Annotated in this window: 22 protein-coding genes; 7 read left to right on the top strand and 15 right to left on the bottom strand. The window is 67.8% G+C overall.

The window, feature by feature from the left end; translation table 11 throughout:
* Window position 1: 1 nt before the first annotated feature.
* The 4 genes from BV210_RS09360 to BV210_RS09345 form a co-directional block, all read right to left on the bottom strand.
* Window positions 2-445, bottom strand: coding sequence for a CopG family transcriptional regulator (locus BV210_RS09360; RefSeq protein WP_077206412.1), 444 nt, complete (start codon window positions 443-445; stop codon window positions 2-4).
* A 130-nt stretch (window positions 446-575) separates the two neighbouring features.
* A complete protein-coding gene (locus BV210_RS09355) occupies window positions 576-1,697 on the bottom strand; it encodes a DegT/DnrJ/EryC1/StrS family aminotransferase (RefSeq protein ID WP_077206411.1) in 1,122 nt (373 codons plus the stop codon).
* Between the two features lie 178 nt (window positions 1,698-1,875).
* Window positions 1,876-2,493, bottom strand: coding sequence for an RPA family protein (locus tag BV210_RS09350; RefSeq protein ID WP_077206410.1), 618 nt, complete (start codon window positions 2,491-2,493; stop codon window positions 1,876-1,878).
* Between the two features lies 1 nt (window position 2,494).
* Window positions 2,495-3,427, bottom strand: a complete 933-nt coding sequence (locus BV210_RS09345; protein WP_077206409.1) for a replication factor A — start codon at window positions 3,425-3,427, stop codon at window positions 2,495-2,497.
* Window positions 3,428-3,625: 198 nt separating this feature from the next.
* Between BV210_RS09345 and BV210_RS09340 the strand changes: the two genes are divergently transcribed.
* The 6 genes from BV210_RS09340 to BV210_RS09315 all read left to right on the top strand — a co-directional run bounded on the left by BV210_RS09340 (window position 3,626) and on the right by BV210_RS09315 (window position 7,976).
* Window positions 3,626-4,018, top strand: coding sequence for a helix-turn-helix transcriptional regulator (locus tag BV210_RS09340; protein ID WP_077206408.1), 393 nt, complete (start codon window positions 3,626-3,628; stop codon window positions 4,016-4,018).
* Window positions 4,015-4,464 carry a low molecular weight phosphatase family protein gene (locus tag BV210_RS09335; RefSeq protein ID WP_077206407.1) on the top strand — a complete coding sequence of 150 codons (450 nt, stop codon included), beginning with the start codon at window positions 4,015-4,017 and terminating at the stop codon, window positions 4,462-4,464. The genes BV210_RS09340 and BV210_RS09335 overlap by 4 nt, the downstream gene beginning before the upstream one ends.
* The gene (gene arsB / locus BV210_RS09330; protein WP_077206406.1) at window positions 4,457-5,620 is read left to right on the top strand and encodes an ACR3 family arsenite efflux transporter; all 1,164 of its coding nucleotides are present in this window, start codon (window positions 4,457-4,459) and stop codon (window positions 5,618-5,620) included. The genes BV210_RS09335 and arsB overlap by 8 nt, the downstream gene beginning before the upstream one ends.
* 243 nt (window positions 5,621-5,863) lie before the next feature.
* The gene (locus BV210_RS09325) at window positions 5,864-6,622 is read left to right on the top strand and encodes a CPBP family intramembrane glutamic endopeptidase (protein ID WP_077206405.1); all 759 of its coding nucleotides are present in this window, start codon (window positions 5,864-5,866) and stop codon (window positions 6,620-6,622) included.
* A 42-nt stretch (window positions 6,623-6,664) separates the two neighbouring features.
* A complete protein-coding gene (locus tag BV210_RS09320) occupies window positions 6,665-6,946 on the top strand; it encodes a hypothetical protein (RefSeq protein WP_077206404.1) in 282 nt (93 codons plus the stop codon).
* 31 nt (window positions 6,947-6,977) lie between these two features.
* Complete coding sequence (locus tag BV210_RS09315) at window positions 6,978-7,976, top strand: mannose-1-phosphate guanylyltransferase (RefSeq protein ID WP_077206403.1); 999 nt, start codon at window positions 6,978-6,980, stop codon at window positions 7,974-7,976.
* On the opposite strand, the gene BV210_RS09310 is transcribed toward BV210_RS09315, so the two are convergent.
* From BV210_RS09310 to BV210_RS09290, 5 genes are all read right to left on the bottom strand, one after another.
* On the bottom strand, window positions 7,973-8,758 hold the full coding sequence (locus BV210_RS09310) for an SDR family oxidoreductase (RefSeq protein ID WP_077206402.1): 786 nt from the start codon (window positions 8,756-8,758) through the stop codon (window positions 7,973-7,975). The genes BV210_RS09315 and BV210_RS09310 overlap by 4 nt on opposite strands.
* Before the next feature lie 32 nt (window positions 8,759-8,790).
* A complete protein-coding gene (locus tag BV210_RS09305) occupies window positions 8,791-9,264 on the bottom strand; it encodes a Tfx family DNA-binding protein (RefSeq protein WP_077206401.1) in 474 nt (157 codons plus the stop codon).
* Window positions 9,265-9,379: 115 nt separating this feature from the next.
* Window positions 9,380-9,850, bottom strand: a complete 471-nt coding sequence (locus tag BV210_RS09300) for a TRAM domain-containing protein (protein ID WP_077206400.1) — start codon at window positions 9,848-9,850, stop codon at window positions 9,380-9,382.
* Window positions 9,851-10,032: 182 nt separating this feature from the next.
* Complete coding sequence (locus BV210_RS09295) at window positions 10,033-10,800, bottom strand: alpha/beta fold hydrolase (RefSeq protein ID WP_077206399.1); 768 nt, start codon at window positions 10,798-10,800, stop codon at window positions 10,033-10,035.
* A gap of 71 nt (window positions 10,801-10,871) precedes the next feature.
* On the bottom strand, window positions 10,872-11,717 hold the full coding sequence (locus BV210_RS09290; RefSeq protein WP_077206398.1) for an alpha/beta fold hydrolase: 846 nt from the start codon (window positions 11,715-11,717) through the stop codon (window positions 10,872-10,874).
* Window positions 11,718-11,830: 113 nt separating this feature from the next.
* On the opposite strand from BV210_RS09290, the gene BV210_RS09285 reads away from it, so the two are divergent.
* Window positions 11,831-12,001 carry a DUF5786 family protein gene (locus tag BV210_RS09285; protein WP_077206397.1) on the top strand — a complete coding sequence of 57 codons (171 nt, stop codon included), beginning with the start codon at window positions 11,831-11,833 and terminating at the stop codon, window positions 11,999-12,001.
* A gap of 66 nt (window positions 12,002-12,067) precedes the next feature.
* On the opposite strand, the gene BV210_RS09280 is transcribed toward BV210_RS09285, so the two are convergent.
* The 6 genes from BV210_RS09280 to BV210_RS09255 are packed head-to-tail and all read right to left on the bottom strand — an operon-like array spanning window position 12,068 to window position 20,566.
* Window positions 12,068-13,906: an IucA/IucC family siderophore biosynthesis protein gene (locus BV210_RS09280; protein WP_077206396.1), complete on the bottom strand. Its 1,839-nt coding sequence runs from the start codon at window positions 13,904-13,906 to the stop codon at window positions 12,068-12,070.
* 2 nt (window positions 13,907-13,908) lie between these two features.
* The gene (locus BV210_RS09275; protein ID WP_077206395.1) at window positions 13,909-15,285 is read right to left on the bottom strand and encodes a lysine N(6)-hydroxylase/L-ornithine N(5)-oxygenase family protein; all 1,377 of its coding nucleotides are present in this window, start codon (window positions 15,283-15,285) and stop codon (window positions 13,909-13,911) included.
* Window positions 15,278-15,910: a GNAT family N-acetyltransferase gene (locus tag BV210_RS09270; RefSeq protein ID WP_077206394.1), complete on the bottom strand. Its 633-nt coding sequence runs from the start codon at window positions 15,908-15,910 to the stop codon at window positions 15,278-15,280. The genes BV210_RS09275 and BV210_RS09270 overlap by 8 nt, the downstream gene beginning before the upstream one ends.
* Window positions 15,907-17,715 carry an IucA/IucC family siderophore biosynthesis protein gene (locus BV210_RS09265; protein WP_077206393.1) on the bottom strand — a complete coding sequence of 603 codons (1,809 nt, stop codon included), beginning with the start codon at window positions 17,713-17,715 and terminating at the stop codon, window positions 15,907-15,909. The genes BV210_RS09270 and BV210_RS09265 overlap by 4 nt, the downstream gene beginning before the upstream one ends.
* Window positions 17,712-19,199: an aspartate aminotransferase family protein gene (locus BV210_RS09260; RefSeq protein WP_077206392.1), complete on the bottom strand. Its 1,488-nt coding sequence runs from the start codon at window positions 19,197-19,199 to the stop codon at window positions 17,712-17,714. Before BV210_RS09260 ends, BV210_RS09265 begins: the two co-directional genes overlap by 4 nt.
* Window positions 19,196-20,566 carry a diaminobutyrate--2-oxoglutarate transaminase gene (locus tag BV210_RS09255; RefSeq protein WP_077206391.1) on the bottom strand — a complete coding sequence of 457 codons (1,371 nt, stop codon included), beginning with the start codon at window positions 20,564-20,566 and terminating at the stop codon, window positions 19,196-19,198. The genes BV210_RS09260 and BV210_RS09255 overlap by 4 nt, the downstream gene beginning before the upstream one ends.
* Window positions 20,567-20,636: the final 70 nt, after the last annotated feature.

The following is a 20,636-nucleotide window of genomic DNA, read 5'->3' as shown; positions in this document are numbered from 1 at the left end:
GTCAGAGCGACTCGTCGAAGCTGCTGCCGATCCGATACGAGGGGTCTTCCTCCTCGTCCTCGTCGCCGTCGAGGTCTTCGAGCTGAATGACCTCCTCGCCGTCCTCGTGTTCGTCGAGTTCCTGCCGGAGTTTCGTCACGTAGCGTTTGTGCTCTTCGAGCTGTTCACGGAGGTGTTCGGCCTCCAGTTCCAGCCGCTCGTGTTCGCGGACGAAGCTCTTGGGGACTTCGACCTTCGGCGGGAAACTCGTCCCGCTCGTGTCGGTACTATCCGTAATCTCGTGTTCCGGGACGACCTCGACCTGGCCGTCGTGGGCAACGAGCAGGTCCACGTAGTCGCGGAAGACGGCCGAGAGCGAGAGATCTCGCTCCTCGGCGATCTCGCGGAGCGTCTCGAACTTCTCCTGGCTCACGCGAAATGAGATCGTCTTGTTTTTGTTGCCCATCGTACGCTCAACTCATCACTACACCTACTTGAAACTTTGTCAGACGCTCGCACGTTCGCCGCGACGCTGAAAGAAAGGCGGTGGTGACCCAGGGGCAATCCACCCGCAACCGAACCCCGCGGCGAACGTCTCAGTCACCCGGGACCCGTTCGAGCGCCCGCGTCAGCCGACGGCGTGCCGCCGGCGGGAACGCTCGATGTGTCGGGACGACACACGCGCAGTTCCGGAGCCGTTGTGCGCCGTCGCTCGCCGCCGCCGGGGACAGCGGCGGCCACTGGAAGACCTTGATCGGGACGCCAGCGCGGCGGAGTTTCCGGTAGAGCGCGTCACGCCACTCGCGACCCGGCCCGCTGATTGCGAGTCCGAACGGACACGCCCCCTCATGTGCGGTCGGGGTGAGAAGGTCGACGCCGTCGACGCGACCGACCAGCCGCCGGAGGTCGCGGTAGGCGTCCAGCCGACGGGACTGGATCCGGGCCGGGTCACAGCGGTGAAGACCGCGGATCGTCGCCCGCCCCGGCCTTCGGATCCGGAATCGCTCGTCGGACCGATCGGGACCGCCGCCGACCGTGGCCGCCGCTCGCTCCGGTCCCGAACACCCCACCAGCGCCGCGGGCGGGATCCCGAGTCGGGAGAGCGCTCCGTCGACGCCACTGGTCAGTACGTCTCGCCGCTCCGGGACCGACCCGTCCGGGGCCGGGAGATCGATATCCCGGGCGACGACGAGGCCGCCGTTGGGCACCGGCAGCGTCTTGTGGAGGCTGTAGATCGCCAGATCCCCGGTCGACCCCAGGGGCTCCCCGTCCGGGTCGCGGCTGAAGGCTCCGCGCGCACAGTCCTCGACGACTGTCGCACCGACGGCCCTGGCCCGCTCGGCGAGGGCTGGCAGGGCCTCGTCGCGGAAGCCGAAGTAGTCGACGAACACGACCGCGGCGGGCTCGAGGGCCTCGATTCGTTCCGCGACGGCCGCCGCCGGAAGCGTGAGATCGGCGGTCACGGGGTAGTACGCTATCTCGTACTCGCGGCTCCGGAACGCCCGGACGACGGCCCGGGGGACGTACGCCGGCAACAGTGCTGGTCCCGATGGTGGGTCCAGCCGGCCCAGCGCAGCGTACAGACCCCCACTCGCTCGCGCGTACAGTTCGCGGTTGCCCGCCGGGAGCCACCGCTCGTCGGTCAGCCACGACGGGGTCGTGGACCGACCGGACGCGAGCCACGTCGGTCTGAACCGCGGCCGATCAGGGACGTACATCCTCGAGACGGCGGGCGGTTTCCGGGACTATCGCGCTGGGCCCGAGTCCCTGGCGGGAACCTCGACGGGACACTGATCAGTGGGTCCGTACGACGACGGGAAAGAGGTGCTTTGTCCCGAGGTGGTTACGAATCCGTGTGAACTGGTTACCGAGAGGGTCGGTGCGGCGGTCGCCCGCTCAGGGCGAGGCCTCGGCCTGCTCGTCGCTCTCCTCCAGACTCTCCAGCGCCTCGATGGCCGTCCGCCGGTAGTTCTCGACCGGTAGATCGTACTCCTCGCGAGCCATCTGGACGTACTCGTCGACTGCGGCACCTTCTTCCTCGTCGGCGCCCTGGTAGTTCTGGATGCGCTCGATGGTCCGCTCGGCGGTCTCGACGACCCAGCGGTCACGGGTGGCCTCGTCCACAGTCGTGATCGACTCCGGCCTGACCGAGACGTTCACCTCGCCGTCGTCGGTCTCGTAGGTGCGGGGTTTGCCCACGACCGAGACGTAGGCCGGCGGTTCCAGCTCTCTGAGCATCGAGGCGGCGTCGGGCTGGTACTGCCCGGCGTACATGAAGAACGTGTCGCCGTTCGGGTCGACGACCCGCCCCTGCCAGTACTCGCTGTCCTCGCCCACGTCCTCCGTCTCGGTGAGCGTGCCCACCAGGAAGATCCGGTTGGCCCGCTCGCCAGTCGGGAGCAGGAGGTAGACGGGCGCGCGCTCGTCGTCGGATTCCTTGAACGTGTAACCGGCGTCGTTGAACTCGTTCGCGAACACGCGCCGGGCGACCTCTCGGGATGGAACTGCCGCCATGTTAGATCGACCTCGCTTTGATCAGCGTCTCTTCCGCATCGACCGGCCCGTCCAGTTCCTCGACCTCGTCGGCCAGGACGTACCGGCTGAAGGTCGGCCCCGTCACCCGGTAGTACCGACCCAGCGTCTCCTTTCGCATCTTGTCGGCCACGACCGTCGTGTCCAGCGCGTCCATGGCCATCTCCTTTGCCTCCTCGAGGGTGATCCCGGTGAAGTCCTCCGTGGCCTCCTTGTCGAAGATCACCTCGTGGACGTCCTCGCCGTCGTCGAGGACCCCCTTGATCCGGAGGTCGAACTCGCCTTCGGCCTCGCCGTGTTCCGAACAGCGACCGTTCTGGAGGACCCGCGTACAGTCCTCCTCGGGACAGCGCTTGATCAGTCCCGACCCGCTCTGGATGTCCACCAGCGCGCCCTCCACGGTCGTGTCGTCGTCGCCGACCTCGATGTCTTCCTCGGCGTCCTCGATGACCGTCGTCCGGTTGAGCTTGACCGAGAACCGACCCTGGTACTCGTCGGTGACGACGTTACGCAGGTGGTAGACCGCGCCTTCTTCGAGTTCCGGCAGGTCCGACTTGGACCACTTCGTGAACTTGATCGTGCCCGTCTCGTCGCCGAGCAGGCCGACCTGCGCCACCGCGTCGCTGTTTGGCTCCCACAGTTCGACGACCTTGGCCGTCAGGTCGACCCACTGCTCGGCCGCGTCCACGTCGCTGACCTGGACCTGGTCGTTGCCGCCACCGCCCGACAACTCCTCGCGGTCCATGCCCGCCTCGTCGAGGTACGTGCTGGTGACGCTGCGCCGGGCCTCGTCGAGTGGCACCTTGTACTCCTCGACCAGCGTCTCCAGTCGCTCGTGGACGTCGTCCACGTCGATCTCTAGCTGATCTGAAAACTGCTCGTGTATCTCTTCCGCCTGGGTACGCAAATCTGTCATTGCTCTCACTGCCTCCGCGTCGTTTTCAATGGGAGGCACGCAGAGCTTGGTCGCCTTCACTGATAAAGGCTCGCCCCACCCGGAGTGAAAGTGGAACCGACGGACAGGAGCCGGATCGTCGGGGGAATCGACGGCCGTCGCAGTGGCCGGACGCCCGGTCCGACAGCCCTATATGAACGCTTGCTCAGATATGCAGGTATGGAACAGGCCGAACGGATCGAGCGGCTCATCACCGAGGAGGCGGGCGAGTGCTGTGCCGCCGACGTGGAGGACCGGCTGGACACACTCAGAGAGTATCGGTCGTCGGTCGACGACGACTACGGGGGCGATCTGGCGGCACTGAAGACGCTGGGCGACGACACACGCTACGAGATCGTCCGGCTCCTGACGGCGGCCGGTCGGGAACTCTGTGTCTGTGAGATCGACCCTGTGGTCGACGTGAGCGACAGCGCGATCAGCCACGCGCTCTCGGACCTCCGGGAGGCCGGATTGGTGACCCGACGGAAGGACGGCACCTGGCGCTACTACGAGGCGACCGAGCGCGCCGAGGCGCTGCTCGCCGCGCTGGACGACACGCGGGGTGAGCGATGACGGTTCGCGTCGCCTTCGTCTGCGTCCAGAACGCCGGCCGCTCCCAGATGTCGACGGCCTTCGGCGAGCGCGAGCGTTCGGAGCGCGGAGTGGACGACGACGTGGAGATTTTGACCGGCGGCACCCACCCTGCCGAGAGCGTCCACGAGGAAGTCGTCGAGGTTATGGACGAGGTCGATCTGGACCTCTCAGATCGGGAGCCACGCGAGATCAGTACGGAAGAACTGAACGCGTGTGACTTCGTCGCGACGATGGGCTGTTCGACGCTCGACCTCGACGCCGAGGGGCCGGACGTGCGCGACTGGGGGCTCGACGACCCCGACGGACAGGATCACGAACGCGTGCGCGAGATTCGTGACGAGATCGAAGGGCGCGTGAGCGATCTCTTCGACGAGGTCGAGGGGGCGATCGAGGAGGAGCGAGCGACTGAGGTGACCGATGAGTAACGCCGCCCACGACCACGGTCCGGACTGCGACTGCGAGAGCTGTGGCGATCCGCGCTCGATGGACTTCCTCGATAAGTACCTCACCGTCTGGATCTTCGGCGCGATGGCCGTCGGCGTCGGCCTCGGCTTCCTCGCGCCCGGAGTAACGAGTCCGATCCAGGACTTCCACCTCGTCGAGATCGGCCTCGTCGCGATGATGTACCCGCCGCTGGCGAAGGCCGACTACTCGCAGTTGCGCGCCGTCTTCAGCAACTGGCGCGTGCTGAGCCTGAGCCTCGTCCAGAACTGGCTCATCGGCCCGACGCTGATGTTCGGGCTCGCCGTCGTGTTCTTCAGCGGTCTCGTCCCGGGCCTGCCGGCCCGCCCCGAGTACTTCCTCGGGCTAGTGTTCATCGGGATGGCCCGCTGTATCGCGATGGTGCTTGTCTGGAACGAACTGGCCGAGGGGTCGACCGAGTACGTCACCGGCCTCGTGGCGTTCAACAGCCTCTTCCAGATCCTCACCTACGGCGTCTACGTCTGGTTTTTCGGCCTGTTCCTCCCGCCATTGCTGGGCATGGACGCGCTCGTCGCCGGCATCCAGACGTTCGACGTGACGCCGATGCAGGTGTTCGAGGCCATCGTGATCTTCCTCGGCATCCCCTTCGCCGGCGGCTTCCTCACCCGGTTCGTCGGCACACGGTGGAAGAGCGAGGCGTGGTACGACGAGCAGTTCGTCCCGAAGATCGACCCGCTGACGCTGGTCGCGCTACTGTTCACGGTGATCGTGATGTTCGCGACCCAGGGCGAGAGCATCGTCGCTGCGCCCGCGGACGTGTTCCTGATCGCCGTGCCGCTGACGATCTACTTCGTCGTGATGTTCCTCGTGAGCTTCGGCATGGGCAGGGGGATCGGCGCGGACTACTCCACGACGACGGCCATCGGCTTCACCGCGGCCTCGAACAACTTCGAGCTCGCCATCGCCGTCGCGGTCGCGGTCTTCGGTGTCAGCTCAGGCGTCGCCTTCGCGACCGTCGTCGGCCCGCTGATCGAGGTGCCCGTCCTGCTCGCGCTGGTCAACGTCGCGCTGTACTTCCAGCGCCGGTTCGACTGGAGCGGACGATCCTCGGGAGCGGCCGACGCTGGCGGGCCGGAGCCGGTCCCGGAAGACGACTGACGGGCGGTTCGACCGACGGGAGAACCGCCGACCGTGCGAGCGGTGACGCAGGAACCGCGAGCCGGGGGACGCGAGCGAAGTGAGTGTCTCCGAACGAGCGAGCGGTGCGAGGTCGACCAACGGGAGACCTCGGTTTCTGCGAACGGGGAACGGAGTGACCCGTGAGCGGTGACCGAAGGGAACCGCGACCCGCGAGCCGGTGTGAACTCGCCGCTATTTTGGTCGGTCGGACGAACACCCGGTATGGACGTATCGACGGCGCTGTCCTGGCGACGGCTCGGGTTGCTCGCGGCGGGACTGGGGCTCACAATCGGCGGCATCGTCCTCGGCCTGATCGTGCTGGTCGCCCTCATGGCCGTTCTCATCGTCGGTCTGGGCCTCGAACTGTCGAGTCAGAGCCTCCTGATCCTGAATCTGATCGCCGTCCAGGGCGTCGGGTTCCCCGTCGCCGGCTACGCGTACCTCCGGTACCGGGGCCGGCGCGTCTGGGAGTTCGTCCCGACCGCCCTCCCGAACCTCCGCCAGGTGGGCGTGATCGTCGCCGGCTGGATCGGGGCGCTCGTCCTCGTCAGCATCGCCGGTGTCATCATCCAGGTCACCGGGACGACGGCCGCGGAGAACCAGGCCGGGCAGGTCGTCACCGAGAACCCCGAGTTCGTCCCCTACCTGTTGCCCTTCGTCTTCCTGCTCAACGGACCGGGCGAGGAGTTCCTCTTCCGCGGCGTCATCCAGGGTCGGTTCCGCGAGGAGTTCGGTCCCGCCGCAGCCATCGTACTCGCCACGCTGATGTTCGCGCCGATCCACGTCTTCTCGTTCGTCGGTGCCACGCCGCAGGCGGCGCTCGTGACGATCAGCATCCTCACCGTCCCGAGCCTCATCTTCGGCGCGGTCTACGAGATTACGGACAACTTCACCGTCCCGGCGCTGGTCCACGGGCTCTACAACGCGACGCTGTTCGGGAGTATCTACCTGAGCAGTCTCGTCGGCGTCGCGGGCCTGTAGCCCGAACGCCGCCGCTTAGTAGTCCGAGTCCCTACGGCCGGTATGGACGACGACGGGCGACTGAGCCGGTTCGTCGAGAACCTCCGGGCGGCCGGCGACCAGTTCGCCGAGGCGAAACGCGCCTACAGCGACGCCAAACGGTCGGCGCTGGCGGACCTCCCGCAGGACGACCGGGGCCGCGCGAAGATCGTCTGTCGCCGCTACGCCGAGCGACGCGCCGTCGCGCTCGACGACGAGGGCCGCCCCGCCTGTTTCGATCCCGACCACACCGACTGTCGAGGCTGTGCCGAGGACGTGCGCGAGGGAATCGTCGAGACCTGGTAGGCTTTTTCCCACGAGCGGCCGTGACGCCGGTATGGACCGTCCGCTCGTCGCCGTCGTCCTCGCCGGCGGGACCGGCACCCGGCTCTACCCCGCCAGCCGGAGCCACCGGCCCAAGCAGTTCCAGTCGTTCGACGGCGAGCAGTCGCTACTCGCCGCCACCGTTTCCCGGGCCGGCTTCGCCGACGAGGTGTACGTCCTCACCCGCCCGGAGTTCGCCGACGACGTGCGCGAACACGCTCCCGAGGCCGCCGTTCTCACCGAACCCGAACCGCGGGACACCGGGCCAGCCCTCGTCTACGCCGCCCATCGCGTCCGCGAACAGGTCGGCGAGGCCGTCACGGTCACCATGCCGAGCGACCACCACGTCGACGGCGACTTCGCGAGCACCGCCCGCACAGCGGCCGAAGTCGCCGAGCACACCGGTGGTCTCGTCACCGTCGGCGTCGAACCCACCCGCCCGGCGACCGGATATGGATACATCGAACCGGGTGAGGCCCGTGACGGCTACTACACCGTGGCCTCGTTTACCGAAAAGCCCGATCGGGAGACCGCAGAGGAATACGTCGACAGTGGCTGCTACTGGAACGCCGGCATCTTCGCCTGGACGCCCAACGCCTTCCTCGGCGAGGCCCGCCAGTCCCCGCTGGGGCCGCTCGTCGAGGCCATGGACGACGGCGACCCCGAGCGCGGCTTCGCGGCCGTCGACCCCGTCAGCGTCGACTACGCCGTCCTCGAACGCACCGACAAGGCCTACGTCGTCCCCGCCAGTTTCGACTGGGACGACCTCGGCTCGTGGGACGCCGTCGAGCGACTGCTGGAGGCCGACGAGGATGGCAACGTCGTCCTCGGCGACGGCCTGCTTGAGGACGCCGACGACAACGTCGTCGCCACCGACGGCCACGTCAGTCTGGTCGGTGTCTCCGACCTCGTCGTCGCAAGCTACGGCGACCGGACACTCGTGATCCCGAAGGATCGCGCACAGGAGGTGCGCGAGGTGGTCGCGCAGTTGCGCGAGAATGACCGGTTCTAGCTCCGCAGACTCCCGCCGTCGACCGGCACCGCCGCGCCGTTGACGTAACTCGCCGCCTCACTGGAGAGCCACGCCACGGTCTCGCCAAGTTCCTCCGGGTCGCCGATCCGTTCGAGGGGAATGCCGTCCGACCAGTCGTCCAGCCCCTCGTCGTAATCCGCGTACTCGCCGCGCTCGATGTTCTGCTCGATCAGCTCCTCGATCCGGCTGGTCTCGTGTGCCCCCGGCAGCACCGCGTTGACCCGCACCTCCGGCGCGAACTCGCGGGCCTGGGTCTTCATCAGCCCGATGACCGCCCGGCGGACCGAATTGGAGAGGACGAGTCCGTCGATGACCTCCTGGACCGACCGGGAGGTGATGTTGACGATCGTCCCCGCGTCGCTGTCCTGCAGGTGCGGGTACGCCTCGCGGGTCGTCCGGACGACGCTCATCACCAGCAGGTCGTACGCCGAGTAGAAGTCCTCGTCGTCCATGTCGAGGAAGGGACCGCTCGGCGGGCCGCCCGCGCTCGTGACGACGTGATCCAGCCCGCCGAACGCGTCGACCGTCTCGGCCACGAACTGCTCGATATCCTCGGCCTCGGTGATGTCGGCCTCGACGGCGAGCACGTCGCCGTCGCCCAGTTCCTGCAGGTCCGCCTCGGCCTCCTCCAGTCGGTCGGCCGAGCGACCACAGATCGCCACGTCCGCGCCCTCGCGGGCGAACGCCTCGGCGCTGGCCAGCCCGAGGCCGCTGCTGGCTGCCGTGAACAGTGCCGCGTTGCCGTCGAGTTCGGGATCCATATCCGGATCGACGGCGGCCGCCGCCTAAAGGCTCACTCCTCGGGTCGCTGGCGCACCCGCACCGCCCCGTCGCTGGTGACGCCGACGAACAGCCGTCGCTCGACGTTGCGCCCGACCACCGCGTCGCCCGCCTCGTCGCTGACCCGCTTCATGAGCTCCGGCGCCGTGTGGTTGACCTTGACCCCGACCTCGTCGCACTCCGCGAACACCCGCGCCGGCACGTCGTAGAGGTCCGTCCCCGGCTCGACGGTGATCCGGACCGGCGCGCGCAGCGTCTCCGCGAACGCCACCGTCTCCCGGGCCTTCGCCACGTTGTCCCGGGCACTGGACTCCACGCTGGAGACGTTCGCCCGCGACGTACCCAGTCGCTCGGCGATCTCGGCCTGTGCCAGCCCGCGTTCGCGCAACGCCAGCACTTCCGCCTGTCGCCGCGTCAGAACGTTCTCCGCGGGATCGAACCCCGCCCGGTCGAGAATCCCGTCGACGTCGATATCCTCGTCACTCATTCCTCAGGTCCGTTGCCCACCGTACCAGTGCCCGGGCGAAAAAACCCACCGTCCGCCAGTAGTCGACGACCGCAGGTGGCGGGTCGGATTGTCCACAGCCCTGCCGGAATATCGACTACCCGCCCCAGAAGTTGTCCCGACTCCCGAGGTGCGGGTCGTCCTCCTGATCCGCCTCGTCGTCGGCCTCGTCCTCCGCGTCGGGATCGACCGCCGCCTCGACCTCGGCCGCACCCTCGTCTTCGTCCTCGTCGTCGAGTTCCAGCCGCTCGATCTCCTCGGCTTTGGCGTGATTCGAGTGTACGCGTGTGATCTGGACCTTCGAGCGGGCCTCCGGCAGCACGCCGTCGACCATCACGATGAACCCGTCCTCGGTGCGGCCGACGCCGGCCCCGCTCTCGTGGATGTCCTCGACCGTCACGACGACCTCCTCACCCGGCTGCACCGGCTGTTCTTTCAGATCGCGGATCGGCTGGTTGTAGTGATTGCACCACTCCGCGCCGCCGCGGTCCCCGTAGTGCTGGCACCCCATGCCTTCGATACGTTCGCTAAAACTGGGGCAGTCGTCCGCCAGTGGACAATCCGGCATACAGAACAGTAGTCAGAGCGGCAATTAAACGCTTACGACCCACCTTTTTCCGCGGGGGGTCGTGCGCGACCCCCCGCGCAAAAACGTGGGCGAAAAAGGCGGAAGTCGCGCCGTCGGCGCGACTTCCGTTGCTGCGCTGGTGCCGTCCGCACCGTCACCGTAACCGCCCCGCCACCACCCCGCTACCGCACCGCCGCCGCAAACTGCCGGACTTCCTCGGCGACCTGCTCGGGATCCGAGAAAATCCCAGTGTGGCCCACACCCGACAGTTCGACTAACTCGGCATCGCTAAGACGGGCGTCCAGTTCCGTCGTCGCGTCCCGAAGGTGTGTCGGCCCGTGCTCGCCGATCAGGAGGTGGGTCGGTTGCGGGAGTGTGATATCCTCGGGGAGCCGATAGTCCTCGATAGCGTAGTTCTCCCGCACGACCGTCTCCGCGAGGTGGAAGGCGACTCCCTCCGGCCAGAACGGGAGTCCTTCGGGATCGGCGACCTCACCCGATTCCCGGAAGAACGTCGCCATGGCCTCTCGACGCTCGCCATCTGCGAGCAACGTCTCCATCCGCGCCGCCAGATCGTCACCGCGGTGCTCGCCGACCAGCATCGCCGGTTCGTAGAGGATGGTTCCGGCGAGTCCACCCCCTCGGGCCACCTCCAGCGAGACCAGTCCGCCGAAGGAGTGGCCGAACAGGATCGGGTGGCCGTCGACCGCCTCGACGACCGCCCGGACGTCGTCGACCTCCCGGTCGAGACTGTACGCGTCCGAATCCCCGCTATCGCCTCGACCCCGCCGGTCTGGAACGACGACAGTGAACTCCTCACGGAGGTGCGGTACCAGCGCGTCCCAGCTGTGTCGCGTTCCCGACCCACCGTGAACTAGCACGAGCGGCTGCCCCTCACCGGTCCGTTCGCATGCGATCTCCGTACCGTCTTCGGATTCGACCGTGAACATGAGCGGATCCCCTCGTTGCGGGGAGGGAGTCATAATTCTTCTCTACCCGCTGTGGCCGGTCAGGCCCGCAACTACTCCGCGAATAACTCTCGGATCGGATCGATCTGTTCGAGCGTGTTCAGCGCCGGGGCGTGCCCGCAGTCGATCTCGACCGCCTCGGCGTCCGGCTGGGCATCCTGCATCCGCTCGAACGGTTCCTCGGGGAGAATATCCGAATCTGTCCCGCGGAGGATCAGGATCGGCGCGTCGATGGCCGCCCACACGTCCCACGGGTCCGGCCCCTCGTCGTCGTCCTCGCCCGCGAGGATCCGCGGATCGTAGTGGGCCGTCACGCGACCGGCGTCGGTCCGCCGGGCCGAGGTCACCGTCAGCCGGCGATACTCGGCGTCGGTCATCTCGCTGAACCGGCCCTCGTAGAGGTCCCGGTAGTAGTCTTCGAGTTCGGTGACGGTCTCGACGGTCGGCGGATCGGGCACGTACTCCATGATCCGCCCGAGCGCCTCCGGCGCGGAATCGGTCTCCGGATTCGGCGGCATATCGTTGATCACCAGTCCGTCGATCCGATCCGCCAGCGGCCCGCCCGCCAGCGCCATCCCCAGCCCGCCACCCATCGACGTGCCCACGTACCGGATCGACGCGAAATCCAGGGCGTCACAGACGGCCACCAGCGTCTCGACCATCGCCGCGTTGCTGTACCGATCGACCGGGTCGTCGGCCCACTCGCTCAACCCCCGCCCCGGCATGTCCGGACAGACCACGTGGTACTCGTCCTGTAGTTCGCGAGCCAGCGGGTCGAAGTCCCGCCCGTTCCGGGAGAGTCCGTGGACGCACAGTACGGTGGGATCGGCGGCGTCACCCCACGCCGAGTAGTGGATCTCGATCCCGTCGACGGTGACGAATTCGTCACTGCGTGGCATAGCTACGCTTGGGCGGGCCCGCTCAAAAGTCCCGGTGGCGTGGTGGACAGTCACAGCCACGGCACTGCGAGACCGGGGTAGTTTTACTGCGGGAATCTCTGTGGTGGAATACAATGGGCTTTGGTAGCTACGACGAAAGCGAGCAGAAGGATCAGAGTGTCGAGGCCGACGAGGACGAAGCGGTCAACGTACACGAGGACCACGACACCGGCGAGGTCGAGTTCGAGTCCGACAAGTCCACCGACGAACTGGTGGACCAGCTGCAGCACATGAAAGACGACTGAGTTTTTCGGGAGGCAGTCGGGGGCGGCACTCCCGCATATCGCGCGACCGAGCCGCGAAGCGGCGCGTCAGTCGTCGGCCAGATGTGGCCGCGTCGCCCCGTTCGCGGCGGTCTCGGTGACCTCGTGGAGCGGGTTCGGCACCGTCCCGTGCTCGGACGCGTGCGGCCGACCGGGCGCGTCGTCGTAGCCGTACTCGAAGATGCGGTTCCTGTTGAGGCTCAGTTTCGTGAACTCCGGCTGGAGCAGGTCGAACAGTTCGAACCGATCCTCCAGTTCGGGGAACTGCGCCTGGTAGTCAAGCACCGTCTCGCGTGCGTGGGTCCAGAAGGTCGTCTCGGGGTAGTCCTCGTGTGTTTCGAGCACGTCGGCGACGTACCGCAGCACGCAGACGAACAGTCCACAGAAGACGAACTGGCAGAGCCCCTCCGGCGGTTCCTTGCGGAGCACGTCGTGCATCTCGTCGGGGAGGGCCTGCAGTTCCGGGAGGGGCTGGTCGCTGACGTTCACGTCGTCCACGAAGTCCTTGACCGCAACCCGGGCGGGAGCCCCGTCTTCGACGATCAGAATCGTGTTCTGGCCGTGGGGCGAGAACACCGTTCCGTAGCGGTAGAGGAAGTGCAGCAGAGGCGGGAGGACGGTCTCGAAGAACTCACCGATCCACTCGTCCAGCGCCAGGTCCGACCGTTCGACGAGGCGCGAGAGGAACGGCACACCGTCGCCGTCGACGTGCATCAGCGACGAGAGCGTTATCGCGCGCTCGTCGTCGTCCAGGAAGGTGTGTATCGACTCCCGCCAGACCGCGCCCAGCAGTTCGTGGTACTGGTAGGGCGAGCCGTCGATGTCGGTGAAGTCCGAGTGGTCGTAGTTGACGCCCGCGATCTCCCCCGGGAGGACGACTCCCTGCTCCTGGAGGAAGTCGTCGTCCTCGTAGATCCCCTTGATGTACTCGGTGACGGTCGGTGCGAGTTCCGTTCGCTCACCGGGGAGGCCGCGCCAGACGAGAGTGTTGAGGATCCGCATGGGGACCTTGACGTGGTGTTTCGCCGCGGAATCGACGTTGACGAAGGTGCGGACCGATTGCTGTGGCAGGTACTCGTCCGGTCCCGCCCCGAGCGGGACGATGTCGTCGGCGGCGATGTGGTCGGGGAACAGCGGGACGATGCTGTTGTCCCACTGCCAGTCGTGGACCGGCAGGAAGTAGTAGGCGTCCGGGTCCAGCCCCCGAGAGTCGAGTCGATCGCGGAACCGCCCGTAGTGGTCGCCGAGTTCGGTCCGGACGAGGGAGTCGTGGCTCACGCCCTCCGTCCCGACGAACGTCGACCTCTCCTTGCGGACGGCCGCCCACGAGAGCCGGACCGGCGTCTTTCGCTCGGGCGCGTACTGCCGGTAGTCGTCGTAGCCCCACCCGAGACGGCCCTTGTTGTACGTGATCCAGGGGTGGCCGTCCATCTCGCCTTCGAGTTCGGCGTAGTCGAGCGCCAGCGGGTCGAACTCCTCCCGTTCCCGGTCGCGGGCCGCGATGTGTGCGTCGGCGAGCAGCGTCCGCTTGTACTCACGGACGAGGTTCCCCTGGGTGAGCCCGTCGAGATCCGTCGCGTCGCCGAGGTCCCCCAGTAAGGTCAGCGGGTCGCCGAACTCGGTCCACGTCCCGTCCGTGCGTCGCTCGACGGTGTCGCCGTCGACGTGCAGGCTGTCCAGTAGCCGCTCTTCGGCCTCGAACCGGTAGCTCGCGTCGCCGAGGTCGAACCGGTAGAGCGCGGCGTCGTCGCCCGCGTCTATCTTCCGCGGCGCGAGTATCTCCTCGTAAGTGAACTCCTCGAGCATCTTCGTCAGGAGACGGCGTTCGACGGTCTCCCAGGTCGCTGCGTCCAGCGCGTCACGTAGTGTCGTATCGTTCGGATCCATCGTCAGTCGTCGGAGGAAGTCGGCTCCGTGGTCGGTTCGCCGTCCCCTGCGCGGGACGCGTTCGGTACGTGTTCGACGAACTGCTCGACCGAGAAGTTCTGGTAGACGGTGTCGCTGTCCTCGGGGTAGACCGTTCGACCGAGCAGTCGGTTGACGAACTTCGTGTTGCGGTAGCAGCCGAGACCGAGATCGGGGACGCCGACGCCGTGCGTGTGGAACTCGGCGTTCTGGAGGAACACGTCGCCCGGTACGTCGATCGCCAGCCGGTGGTCCTCGGTCACCTCGAACCGCCCCCGCTCGTCCCAGTCGATGGCGTCTTCGAGCGGTTCGAGAAAGCCCGGAATCGGCCGTTCGTATCCCGTCCCGAGGATGACGACCTCGGACTCGTGTGCGAACGACGCGTCGGACTGCCACTGGTGACAGTCGAGCGTGTAGCGCCCGTCGTCGGCGTCGATGTCCCGGACCTCGGTCATGGCGAACAGTCCCACGTCGGGGTCGCGGTCGCCGACCGAGCGGCGGTAGAGCAGGTCGTAGATCTCGGCGCTCGTCTCGGGATCGATCCCCTTGTACAGCAGGTCCTGGTCCGGGATGAGGTCGTCCTTGACGGACTGGGGGAGGTCGTAGACGTACTGCTCGTATTCCGGCGTGAAGTGCTGGAGGCCGAGTTTCGAGTACTCCATGGGGAAGAACCCGTCCGACCGGGTCAGCCAGTCCAGTCGGTAGTCCCGATCGGACTGGCGCTGGAGCAGGTCCTGAAACACCTCGGCGGCGCTCTGCCCGGACCCGACGACGGTGACCGAATCCGCCCCCAGCACGCGCTCGCGGTTGTACCGGTAGTTCGCGGTGTGGAAGACGTCGTCCTCGGGGTGCCCCTGCAACTGCTCGGGGATCTGCGGTCGAGAGCCGACGCCGAGCGCCAGGTTGGCTCCGCGGTACCGAAACCGCTCACCGGTCTCCGGGTGCCGCGCGTCGACGACGAAACACCCCTCGCTCTCGTCCCAGCGAACCGCGACGACCTCGCGGTCGAACCGGGGCGTCTCCAGGGTCTCGACGACCCACCGGAGGTAGTCGTTGTACTCCCGGCGAGGTGGCTGGAAGGTCTCGTAGAAGTAGAACTCGTAGAGCCGGTCGGTCTCTCGCAGGTAGTTGAGGTAGCTGTGGGGGTTCGTGGGATCCGCGAGCGTCACGAGGTCGGCCAGGAAGGGGACCTCCATCGTCGTTCCCGCCAGCAACATTCCCTCGTGCCAGTTGAACTCCGGTTCGCGTTCGAGGAAGACGGCGTCGACGGCCTCCTCCACCCCGTCCAGCATGGCCGCGAGACCGAGGTTGAACGGTCCGAGGCCGACGCCGACTACGTCGTGGACCTCGTCGTCAGTCATCACCAGGCACCTCCGGGGAGTCCGCGGCCGTCGGGTCGGCGGGCGACTCGAACTCGTCGCGGTCACAGATCATCAACAGGGCGTCCTTCCCGGCTTCCGGGAAGTGGAACTCCGCGCGCGGTTCGAAGCCGCACTGCTCGAAGACGCCGATGGCGCGCTCGTTTCGCGCGTCCGGTTCCGCGATCACGCGGTCGGTGTCGGCGTGGCGAAACTGCATGGCGACGACGGCCTGCAACAGCGGGACGGCGTAGCCCTGTCCGAGGAACTCCGTCGGGCCGACGAGCAGGTGCAGGCCCTGGTCGGCAGGGTCGGCGTCGTAGTGGTTCGCCACGTCGTCCTCGGCCGCCCAGTAGCACTCCCAGTAACTCGCGGGGACGTGGTCCAGACAGCCGACGTACGGTGTCAGGTGCTCGTCCGCGAGTTTCGCGGCGAACTGGTCGCGAAACGCCGGCAACGGGAGGTCGAGTTGCCAGTACGGCTTGACGTGGTCGCTCCCGAGCCAGGTATGGAGTCGACCGAGGTCGCGCTCCATCGTGGCACGGCGGAGCGATATCGTCCGGTCGATGCGGCTGTCGTACGTCTGGTAGTCGTAGTTGGTCGCGATGGTAGCGTCCGGTCCGGTCATGTGTCGAGTTCGGTAACGAGAGGGTTCTTCACGTCCGTGTAGACGGACTGGTTCTCCAGGTCGTTCTCCAGTTCGTCGAGTCCGCGAAAGCGCGTGAGGAGGTTCGCCTTGCAGGGAACCGTCGTGGACTCGAGCAGCGGGTCGAGCAGCGTCGAGGAGGGGCGGTCGTAGCGGTCGCGAGCGCGTTCGAGTTCCGCCCGCAGCAGTCTCAACAGTCGCCGCTCGTCGACGAGGCCGGCGCTCCCGAAGGCGTTGACGAGGTCGATCGCGTTGTTCAGGACGACGTAGTACCGGAGGCGCTCGTCGGCGACGGCGTCGGCGCAGACGGTCTCGGCCCGCTCGCCGACGCCGGGCAGGTAGTCGGCGACGGCGCCGTACTGCGATTCTGGGAAGTAAAACCCCTGATTGTCCCGGTAGCGGAACTCGCCCGGGTAGCCGTCCGGGTCGAGGGTGAGGACCGAGTTCTGCTGGTGAGCTTCCACCCCCACACCCTGTTCGAGGTAGAGCCACAGCACCGGCCGGATCGCGATTTCGAGGTACCGCTCGAACCAGTCCTCGCTGACGGCCGCGGTGGATCGGCCCTCCCGGTCGGCGATCTCCCTGACGAGTCGGCCGAGGCGGGAATCCCCCTCGATCGCGTCCTGACAGAGCGCGACCAGCGGTGTCGACCGCTCGGCCAGGTCCCCGCGGAACGGGTTGGCCCTGAGGACGGTCTCCAGCCCCGACTCCGGGTCGTCGCCCACGTCCAGCGAGACGTAGGCCGGGTCCCGAACCACGTCGAAGTCCGGGAACGCCGCGGCGAGTTCGTCGCCGAAGGCCGTGTCGAGCAGTTCCGCGACGGCCACGCCCCGTTCGAGTTCGGGACGTTTGTTCGTCCGCACGGAGTTGGTGATGGTGACGTTCAACGACGACTTCACCATGAACGGCGCGTCCGGGCAATAGAGCGTCCGGACCGACGTGGTCGGGTGGAACTCCCGGCCGACTGCGCCGAGGAACTCGATGCCGTCGTCGAGGTGTCGCCGGACGTGGGGCTGCTCCCGGAGGTAGTCGGCCTGCCACGGGTGGACCGGCAACAGCACGTCGTCGCTCTCGACGTGCTCGTCGACGAACGACGTGGGTACCTCGGGATCGGCACGGAGCGCGTCGCCGATCCACGTCGCGGCGTCCGATTCGAGCGCCGACCCGGTCGAGACGAGGGCCGGCGACGCGCGGACGTAGTGCAGCGGGAAGGACCCCCCGAGTTCGGGCGCGTAGGTCGCCCGATCCCTGTCGGCGATGCCCCGCCGGCTCTTCGGGGTGGGATGGCGGTGATGGCCGAACACGAGCGACTGCTCGGCCGCCCGGAACGACCGGTCGTCGACCGTGGCGTCCGCGCCGACGCGGGCCGCGACGAACGACTCGACGTTGTGCTTGCTCCGGAGGACGCGTTCCAGCAACCGGTCCGGGACGGACTGCCCGTTCCGCGAGAGCGAGAGGTCTTTCACCACGAGCGACGCCAGCGTGGCCGCATCGAGCGGCCGAACCTGGCCGTCGGGGAGCCGATACCGCACCGGCGTCTCGAACAGGTGCCGTTCCGTCGGCGAGTAGTACTCCAGAGGCGCCAGAACGGCGATCCCCTGGGCTGGCAGTCGCGTCCGGAGGAGGCCGTCGGGACCCGGGTCGACGCCGGAGATCGACTCCGCGTGGCGCTCGTACTCGCCGGTCTCCCGGAGATAGCAGTTGAGGAACGCGTGGAGGGTCGCCTCGTCGGCCCGCTGGGCGGGATCGACGGCGCTCGACGACCGGTGTTCGGGTGCGAGACTCATGCCGACACCTCCGGTCCGTCCCGCAGGTCCGCCCCGCAGTCCCGGACGACGTCGAGCATGGCGGCCACGTCGTCGAGCGTGGCGGTCGGGTTCAACAGCGTGACCTTCAGGCTGGTGACGCCGTCGACCTCGGTCCGGGCGACGACGGCCCGGCCGTCTTCGAGGACCCGCCGTCGGACCGCGGCGTTCAGCGCGTCCACGCGCTCGTCGGCCATGCCGCCCTCCGGACGGTAGCGGAAGACGACGGCGTTCAGCGTCGGATCGGTCACTAGCTCGAAGTCGTCGGCCGCTTCGAGCAGGGCGGCCGTCTCGGCCGCGAGGTCGAGCGTCCCGGCGACGAGGTCGCCCAGTCGGTCGCGGCCGACGGCGCGGAACGCGACGTACGGTTTCAGCGCGTCGAAGCGGCGCGTCGTCTGGACCGACTTCGAGACGAGGTTCGGCACGCCGGTCTCGTCGTGGGCCGCCGGGTTGAGATACGCCGCGTTGCGCGCCATCCACTCGAAATCACCCCCGTCACGGAGCAACAGCGCCCCGCAGCTGATCGGCTGGTAAAACAGCTTGTGGAAGTCGACGGCCACCGAGTCGGCCCGGTCTACCCCTTCGAGTTCGGCCGCGTGGTCGTCCGTCAGCGCGAGCGCGCCGCCGTAGGCCGCGTCGACGTGGAACCAGAGGTCGTGTTCGGCCGCGCGGTCCGCGAGCGCGGGGAGCGGATCGATGCTCCCGAAGTCGGTGGTGCCGGCCGTCCCGACGAGCGCGAACGGCTCGGCCCCCGCCGCTTCGAGTGCGTCGAGCCTCGCGTCGAGTGCGGCCGGATCGAGCCTGCGGCGGTCGTCCGTCTCCACGGTGACGACGGCGTCCTCCCCGAGACCGAGGTGGTGGGCCGCCTGCTTGGCGGTGAAGTGGGCGGCCTCCGAGCAGAGGACGCGCAGCGACCCCGCCTCGACCGGGAGGCCGCTCGCCTGCACGTCCGTGCCGAACGTCTCCTGACAGTGGCGGTCGCGCGCGAGCAGGAGTGCCTGGAAGTTCGACTGCGTGCCGCCGCTCGTGAAGACGCCGTCGGCCGCGTCGGGATAGCCGAACAGGTCACAGAGCGCGTCGACGACCCGCCCTTCGAGGACGGTCGCGGCCGGTGCCTGATCGAAGGAGTCCAGCGACTGGTTCGTCGCGGTGAGCAGCGCTTCCGCGGCGAGTCCCGGGATCATCGGCGGGCACTGGAGGTGCGCCGCACACCGCGGGTTCGAGGTACCGACCGAGTGCGGGAGGATCTCGGACGCCACCTCGTCGATCGCGGCCCGGAGACCGATCCCCGACTCGGGGAGTACCGGTTGCTCCAGCCGGGCGGCGAGGGCCTCCGGGCGTTCGCCGGAGTACGGGCGGTCGGCGGCGGCGAACTGCTCGACGACGGCGTCGGCCGCACGGTCCAGTGCCTCCCGGTAGGTGGCGTTCCCGGCGGCCGAGCCAAGGAACAGCTCGTCGGCGCTCATGCGGCCACCTCGGTCGGGTTCTCCTCGGCGGCGACCGCGGCGACGGCCTCGGCGAAGATCGCGGCGATCTCGTCGATCTGGGTCGCCGTCACGGTCAGCGGGGGCAGGAACCGTGCGGTGGCGCTCGCACGTCCGCCGAGTTCGATTATGAGACCGCGGTCGAAACACTCGGCCTGGACGGCCTCGGCGAACTCGCCGTCCGGGGCGTGTGGCCCGGCCCCCTGCCAGTCGGCATCGGGATCGACGAACTCGACGCCGAGCATCAGCCCGCGACCCCGGACGTCGCCCACGGCGTCGATCCGCTCCCCCGTCGCGTCGAGGTGGTCGCGCAGCCGAGCGCCGACCTCGGCGGCGTGGTCGTCGAGGTCGTGTTCGAGGACGTAGTCGATCGTCGCCTCGCCGGCCACCATCGCGAGCTGGTTCCCGCGGAAGGTTCCGGCGTGGGCACCCGGCTCCCAGGCGTCGAGCGACTCGTCGTAGACGACGACCGACAGCGGGAGCCCACCGCCGATCGCCTTCGAGAGCGTGAGGACGTCGGGCGTTATCCCGGCGTGTTCGAAGGCGTAGCGTTCGCCGGTTCGGCCGAGCCCCGCCTGAATCTCGTCGAGGATCAACGGAATCTCGCGCTCGCGCGTGATCCGGCGGATCTCGCGGAGCCACGGATCCGGGGCGGGAATCGCCCCGCCTTCGCCCTGTACCGGTTCGAGGATCAATCCGGCGGGCTCGGTGATCCCCCCTTCGTCGTCGTCGAGCAGGTTCTCGACGTAGTCGCTCGCGATCTCGTGACCTCGCTCGCCGCCGACGCCGAACGGACACCGGTAGTCGTAGGGATACGGGAGGTGATGTACGTCGTCCATCAACCCCGGGAGCGGCGCTTTGGCCTCGGTATCACCCATCAGGGCGAGCGACCCGCTCGTCATGCCGTGGTAAGCGCCCTGAAAGCCGAGGATGCTCCGGTTCCCGGTGGCCGTCTTGACGAGTTTGAGCGCGGCTTCGACGGCGTCGGTCCCCGCCGGACTGCAGAACTGTATCTTCGCCCGGTCGCTGAACTCGTCGGGCAGGCTCGCGAACAGCGAGTCGACGAACCGCTCTTTCGCGGGCGTCGAGATGTCGAGCGTGTGTATCGGACGGGAGGCCTCCAGCGCATCCTCCATGGCCTCGACCACGCGCGGATGATTGTGCCCCAGCGCGAGCGTTCCCGCCCCCGCGAGACAGTCGTAGTACTCGTTCCCGTCCATGTCGGTCACCGTGATCCCCTCCGCCTCGCGGATGGCCAGCGGCAGATAGCGCGGATACGTGCGCGCGTTCGACTCCCGACGCGCCTGCTGAGAGAGGATCGCCCCGTTTCCGTGCTCCAGATACGTCACGGCGAACCACCCCGTACGCCGTCCGCCGAACCTGTTCGCGATCGGTTTAATTTTTCCAGCTGCATGCGGA

The sequence above is a fragment of the Halorientalis sp. IM1011 genome (assembly GCF_001989615.1).
Lineage (GTDB): Archaea > Halobacteriota > Halobacteria > Halobacteriales > Haloarculaceae > Halorientalis.
Note: the sequence above shows the minus strand (reverse complement) of the source record. Positions and strands in the feature narration are given on the sequence as shown.

What these genes read in the sequence shown, in the direction of transcription:
- BV210_RS09360 (WP_077206412.1), bottom strand. Translation starts at nt 445, where the DNA reads ATGGGCAACAAAAACAAGACGATCTCATTTCGCGTGAGCCAGGAGAAG.
- BV210_RS09355 (WP_077206411.1), bottom strand. Translation starts at nt 1,697, where the DNA reads ATGTACGTCCCTGATCGGCCGCGGTTCAGACCGACGTGGCTCGCGTCC.
- BV210_RS09350 (WP_077206410.1), bottom strand. Translation starts at nt 2,493, where the DNA reads ATGGCGGCAGTTCCATCCCGAGAGGTCGCCCGGCGCGTGTTCGCGAAC.
- BV210_RS09345 (WP_077206409.1), bottom strand. Translation starts at nt 3,427, where the DNA reads ATGACAGATTTGCGTACCCAGGCGGAAGAGATACACGAGCAGTTTTCA.
- BV210_RS09340 (WP_077206408.1), top strand. Translation starts at nt 3,626, where the DNA reads ATGGAACAGGCCGAACGGATCGAGCGGCTCATCACCGAGGAGGCGGGC.
- BV210_RS09335 (WP_077206407.1), top strand. Translation starts at nt 4,015, where the DNA reads ATGACGGTTCGCGTCGCCTTCGTCTGCGTCCAGAACGCCGGCCGCTCC.
- arsB (WP_077206406.1), top strand. Translation starts at nt 4,457, where the DNA reads ATGAGTAACGCCGCCCACGACCACGGTCCGGACTGCGACTGCGAGAGC.
- BV210_RS09325 (WP_077206405.1), top strand. Translation starts at nt 5,864, where the DNA reads ATGGACGTATCGACGGCGCTGTCCTGGCGACGGCTCGGGTTGCTCGCG.
- BV210_RS09320 (WP_077206404.1), top strand. Translation starts at nt 6,665, where the DNA reads ATGGACGACGACGGGCGACTGAGCCGGTTCGTCGAGAACCTCCGGGCG.
- BV210_RS09315 (WP_077206403.1), top strand. Translation starts at nt 6,978, where the DNA reads ATGGACCGTCCGCTCGTCGCCGTCGTCCTCGCCGGCGGGACCGGCACC.
- BV210_RS09310 (WP_077206402.1), bottom strand. Translation starts at nt 8,758, where the DNA reads ATGGATCCCGAACTCGACGGCAACGCGGCACTGTTCACGGCAGCCAGC.
- BV210_RS09305 (WP_077206401.1), bottom strand. Translation starts at nt 9,264, where the DNA reads ATGAGTGACGAGGATATCGACGTCGACGGGATTCTCGACCGGGCGGGG.
- BV210_RS09300 (WP_077206400.1), bottom strand. Translation starts at nt 9,850, where the DNA reads ATGCCGGATTGTCCACTGGCGGACGACTGCCCCAGTTTTAGCGAACGT.
- BV210_RS09295 (WP_077206399.1), bottom strand. Translation starts at nt 10,800, where the DNA reads ATGTTCACGGTCGAATCCGAAGACGGTACGGAGATCGCATGCGAACGG.
- BV210_RS09290 (WP_077206398.1), bottom strand. Translation starts at nt 11,717, where the DNA reads ATGCCACGCAGTGACGAATTCGTCACCGTCGACGGGATCGAGATCCAC.
- BV210_RS09285 (WP_077206397.1), top strand. Translation starts at nt 11,831, where the DNA reads ATGGGCTTTGGTAGCTACGACGAAAGCGAGCAGAAGGATCAGAGTGTC.
- BV210_RS09280 (WP_077206396.1), bottom strand. Translation starts at nt 13,906, where the DNA reads ATGGATCCGAACGATACGACACTACGTGACGCGCTGGACGCAGCGACC.
- BV210_RS09275 (WP_077206395.1), bottom strand. Translation starts at nt 15,285, where the DNA reads ATGACTGACGACGAGGTCCACGACGTAGTCGGCGTCGGCCTCGGACCG.
- BV210_RS09270 (WP_077206394.1), bottom strand. Translation starts at nt 15,910, where the DNA reads ATGACCGGACCGGACGCTACCATCGCGACCAACTACGACTACCAGACG.
- BV210_RS09265 (WP_077206393.1), bottom strand. Translation starts at nt 17,715, where the DNA reads ATGAGTCTCGCACCCGAACACCGGTCGTCGAGCGCCGTCGATCCCGCC.
- BV210_RS09260 (WP_077206392.1), bottom strand. Translation starts at nt 19,199, where the DNA reads ATGAGCGCCGACGAGCTGTTCCTTGGCTCGGCCGCCGGGAACGCCACC.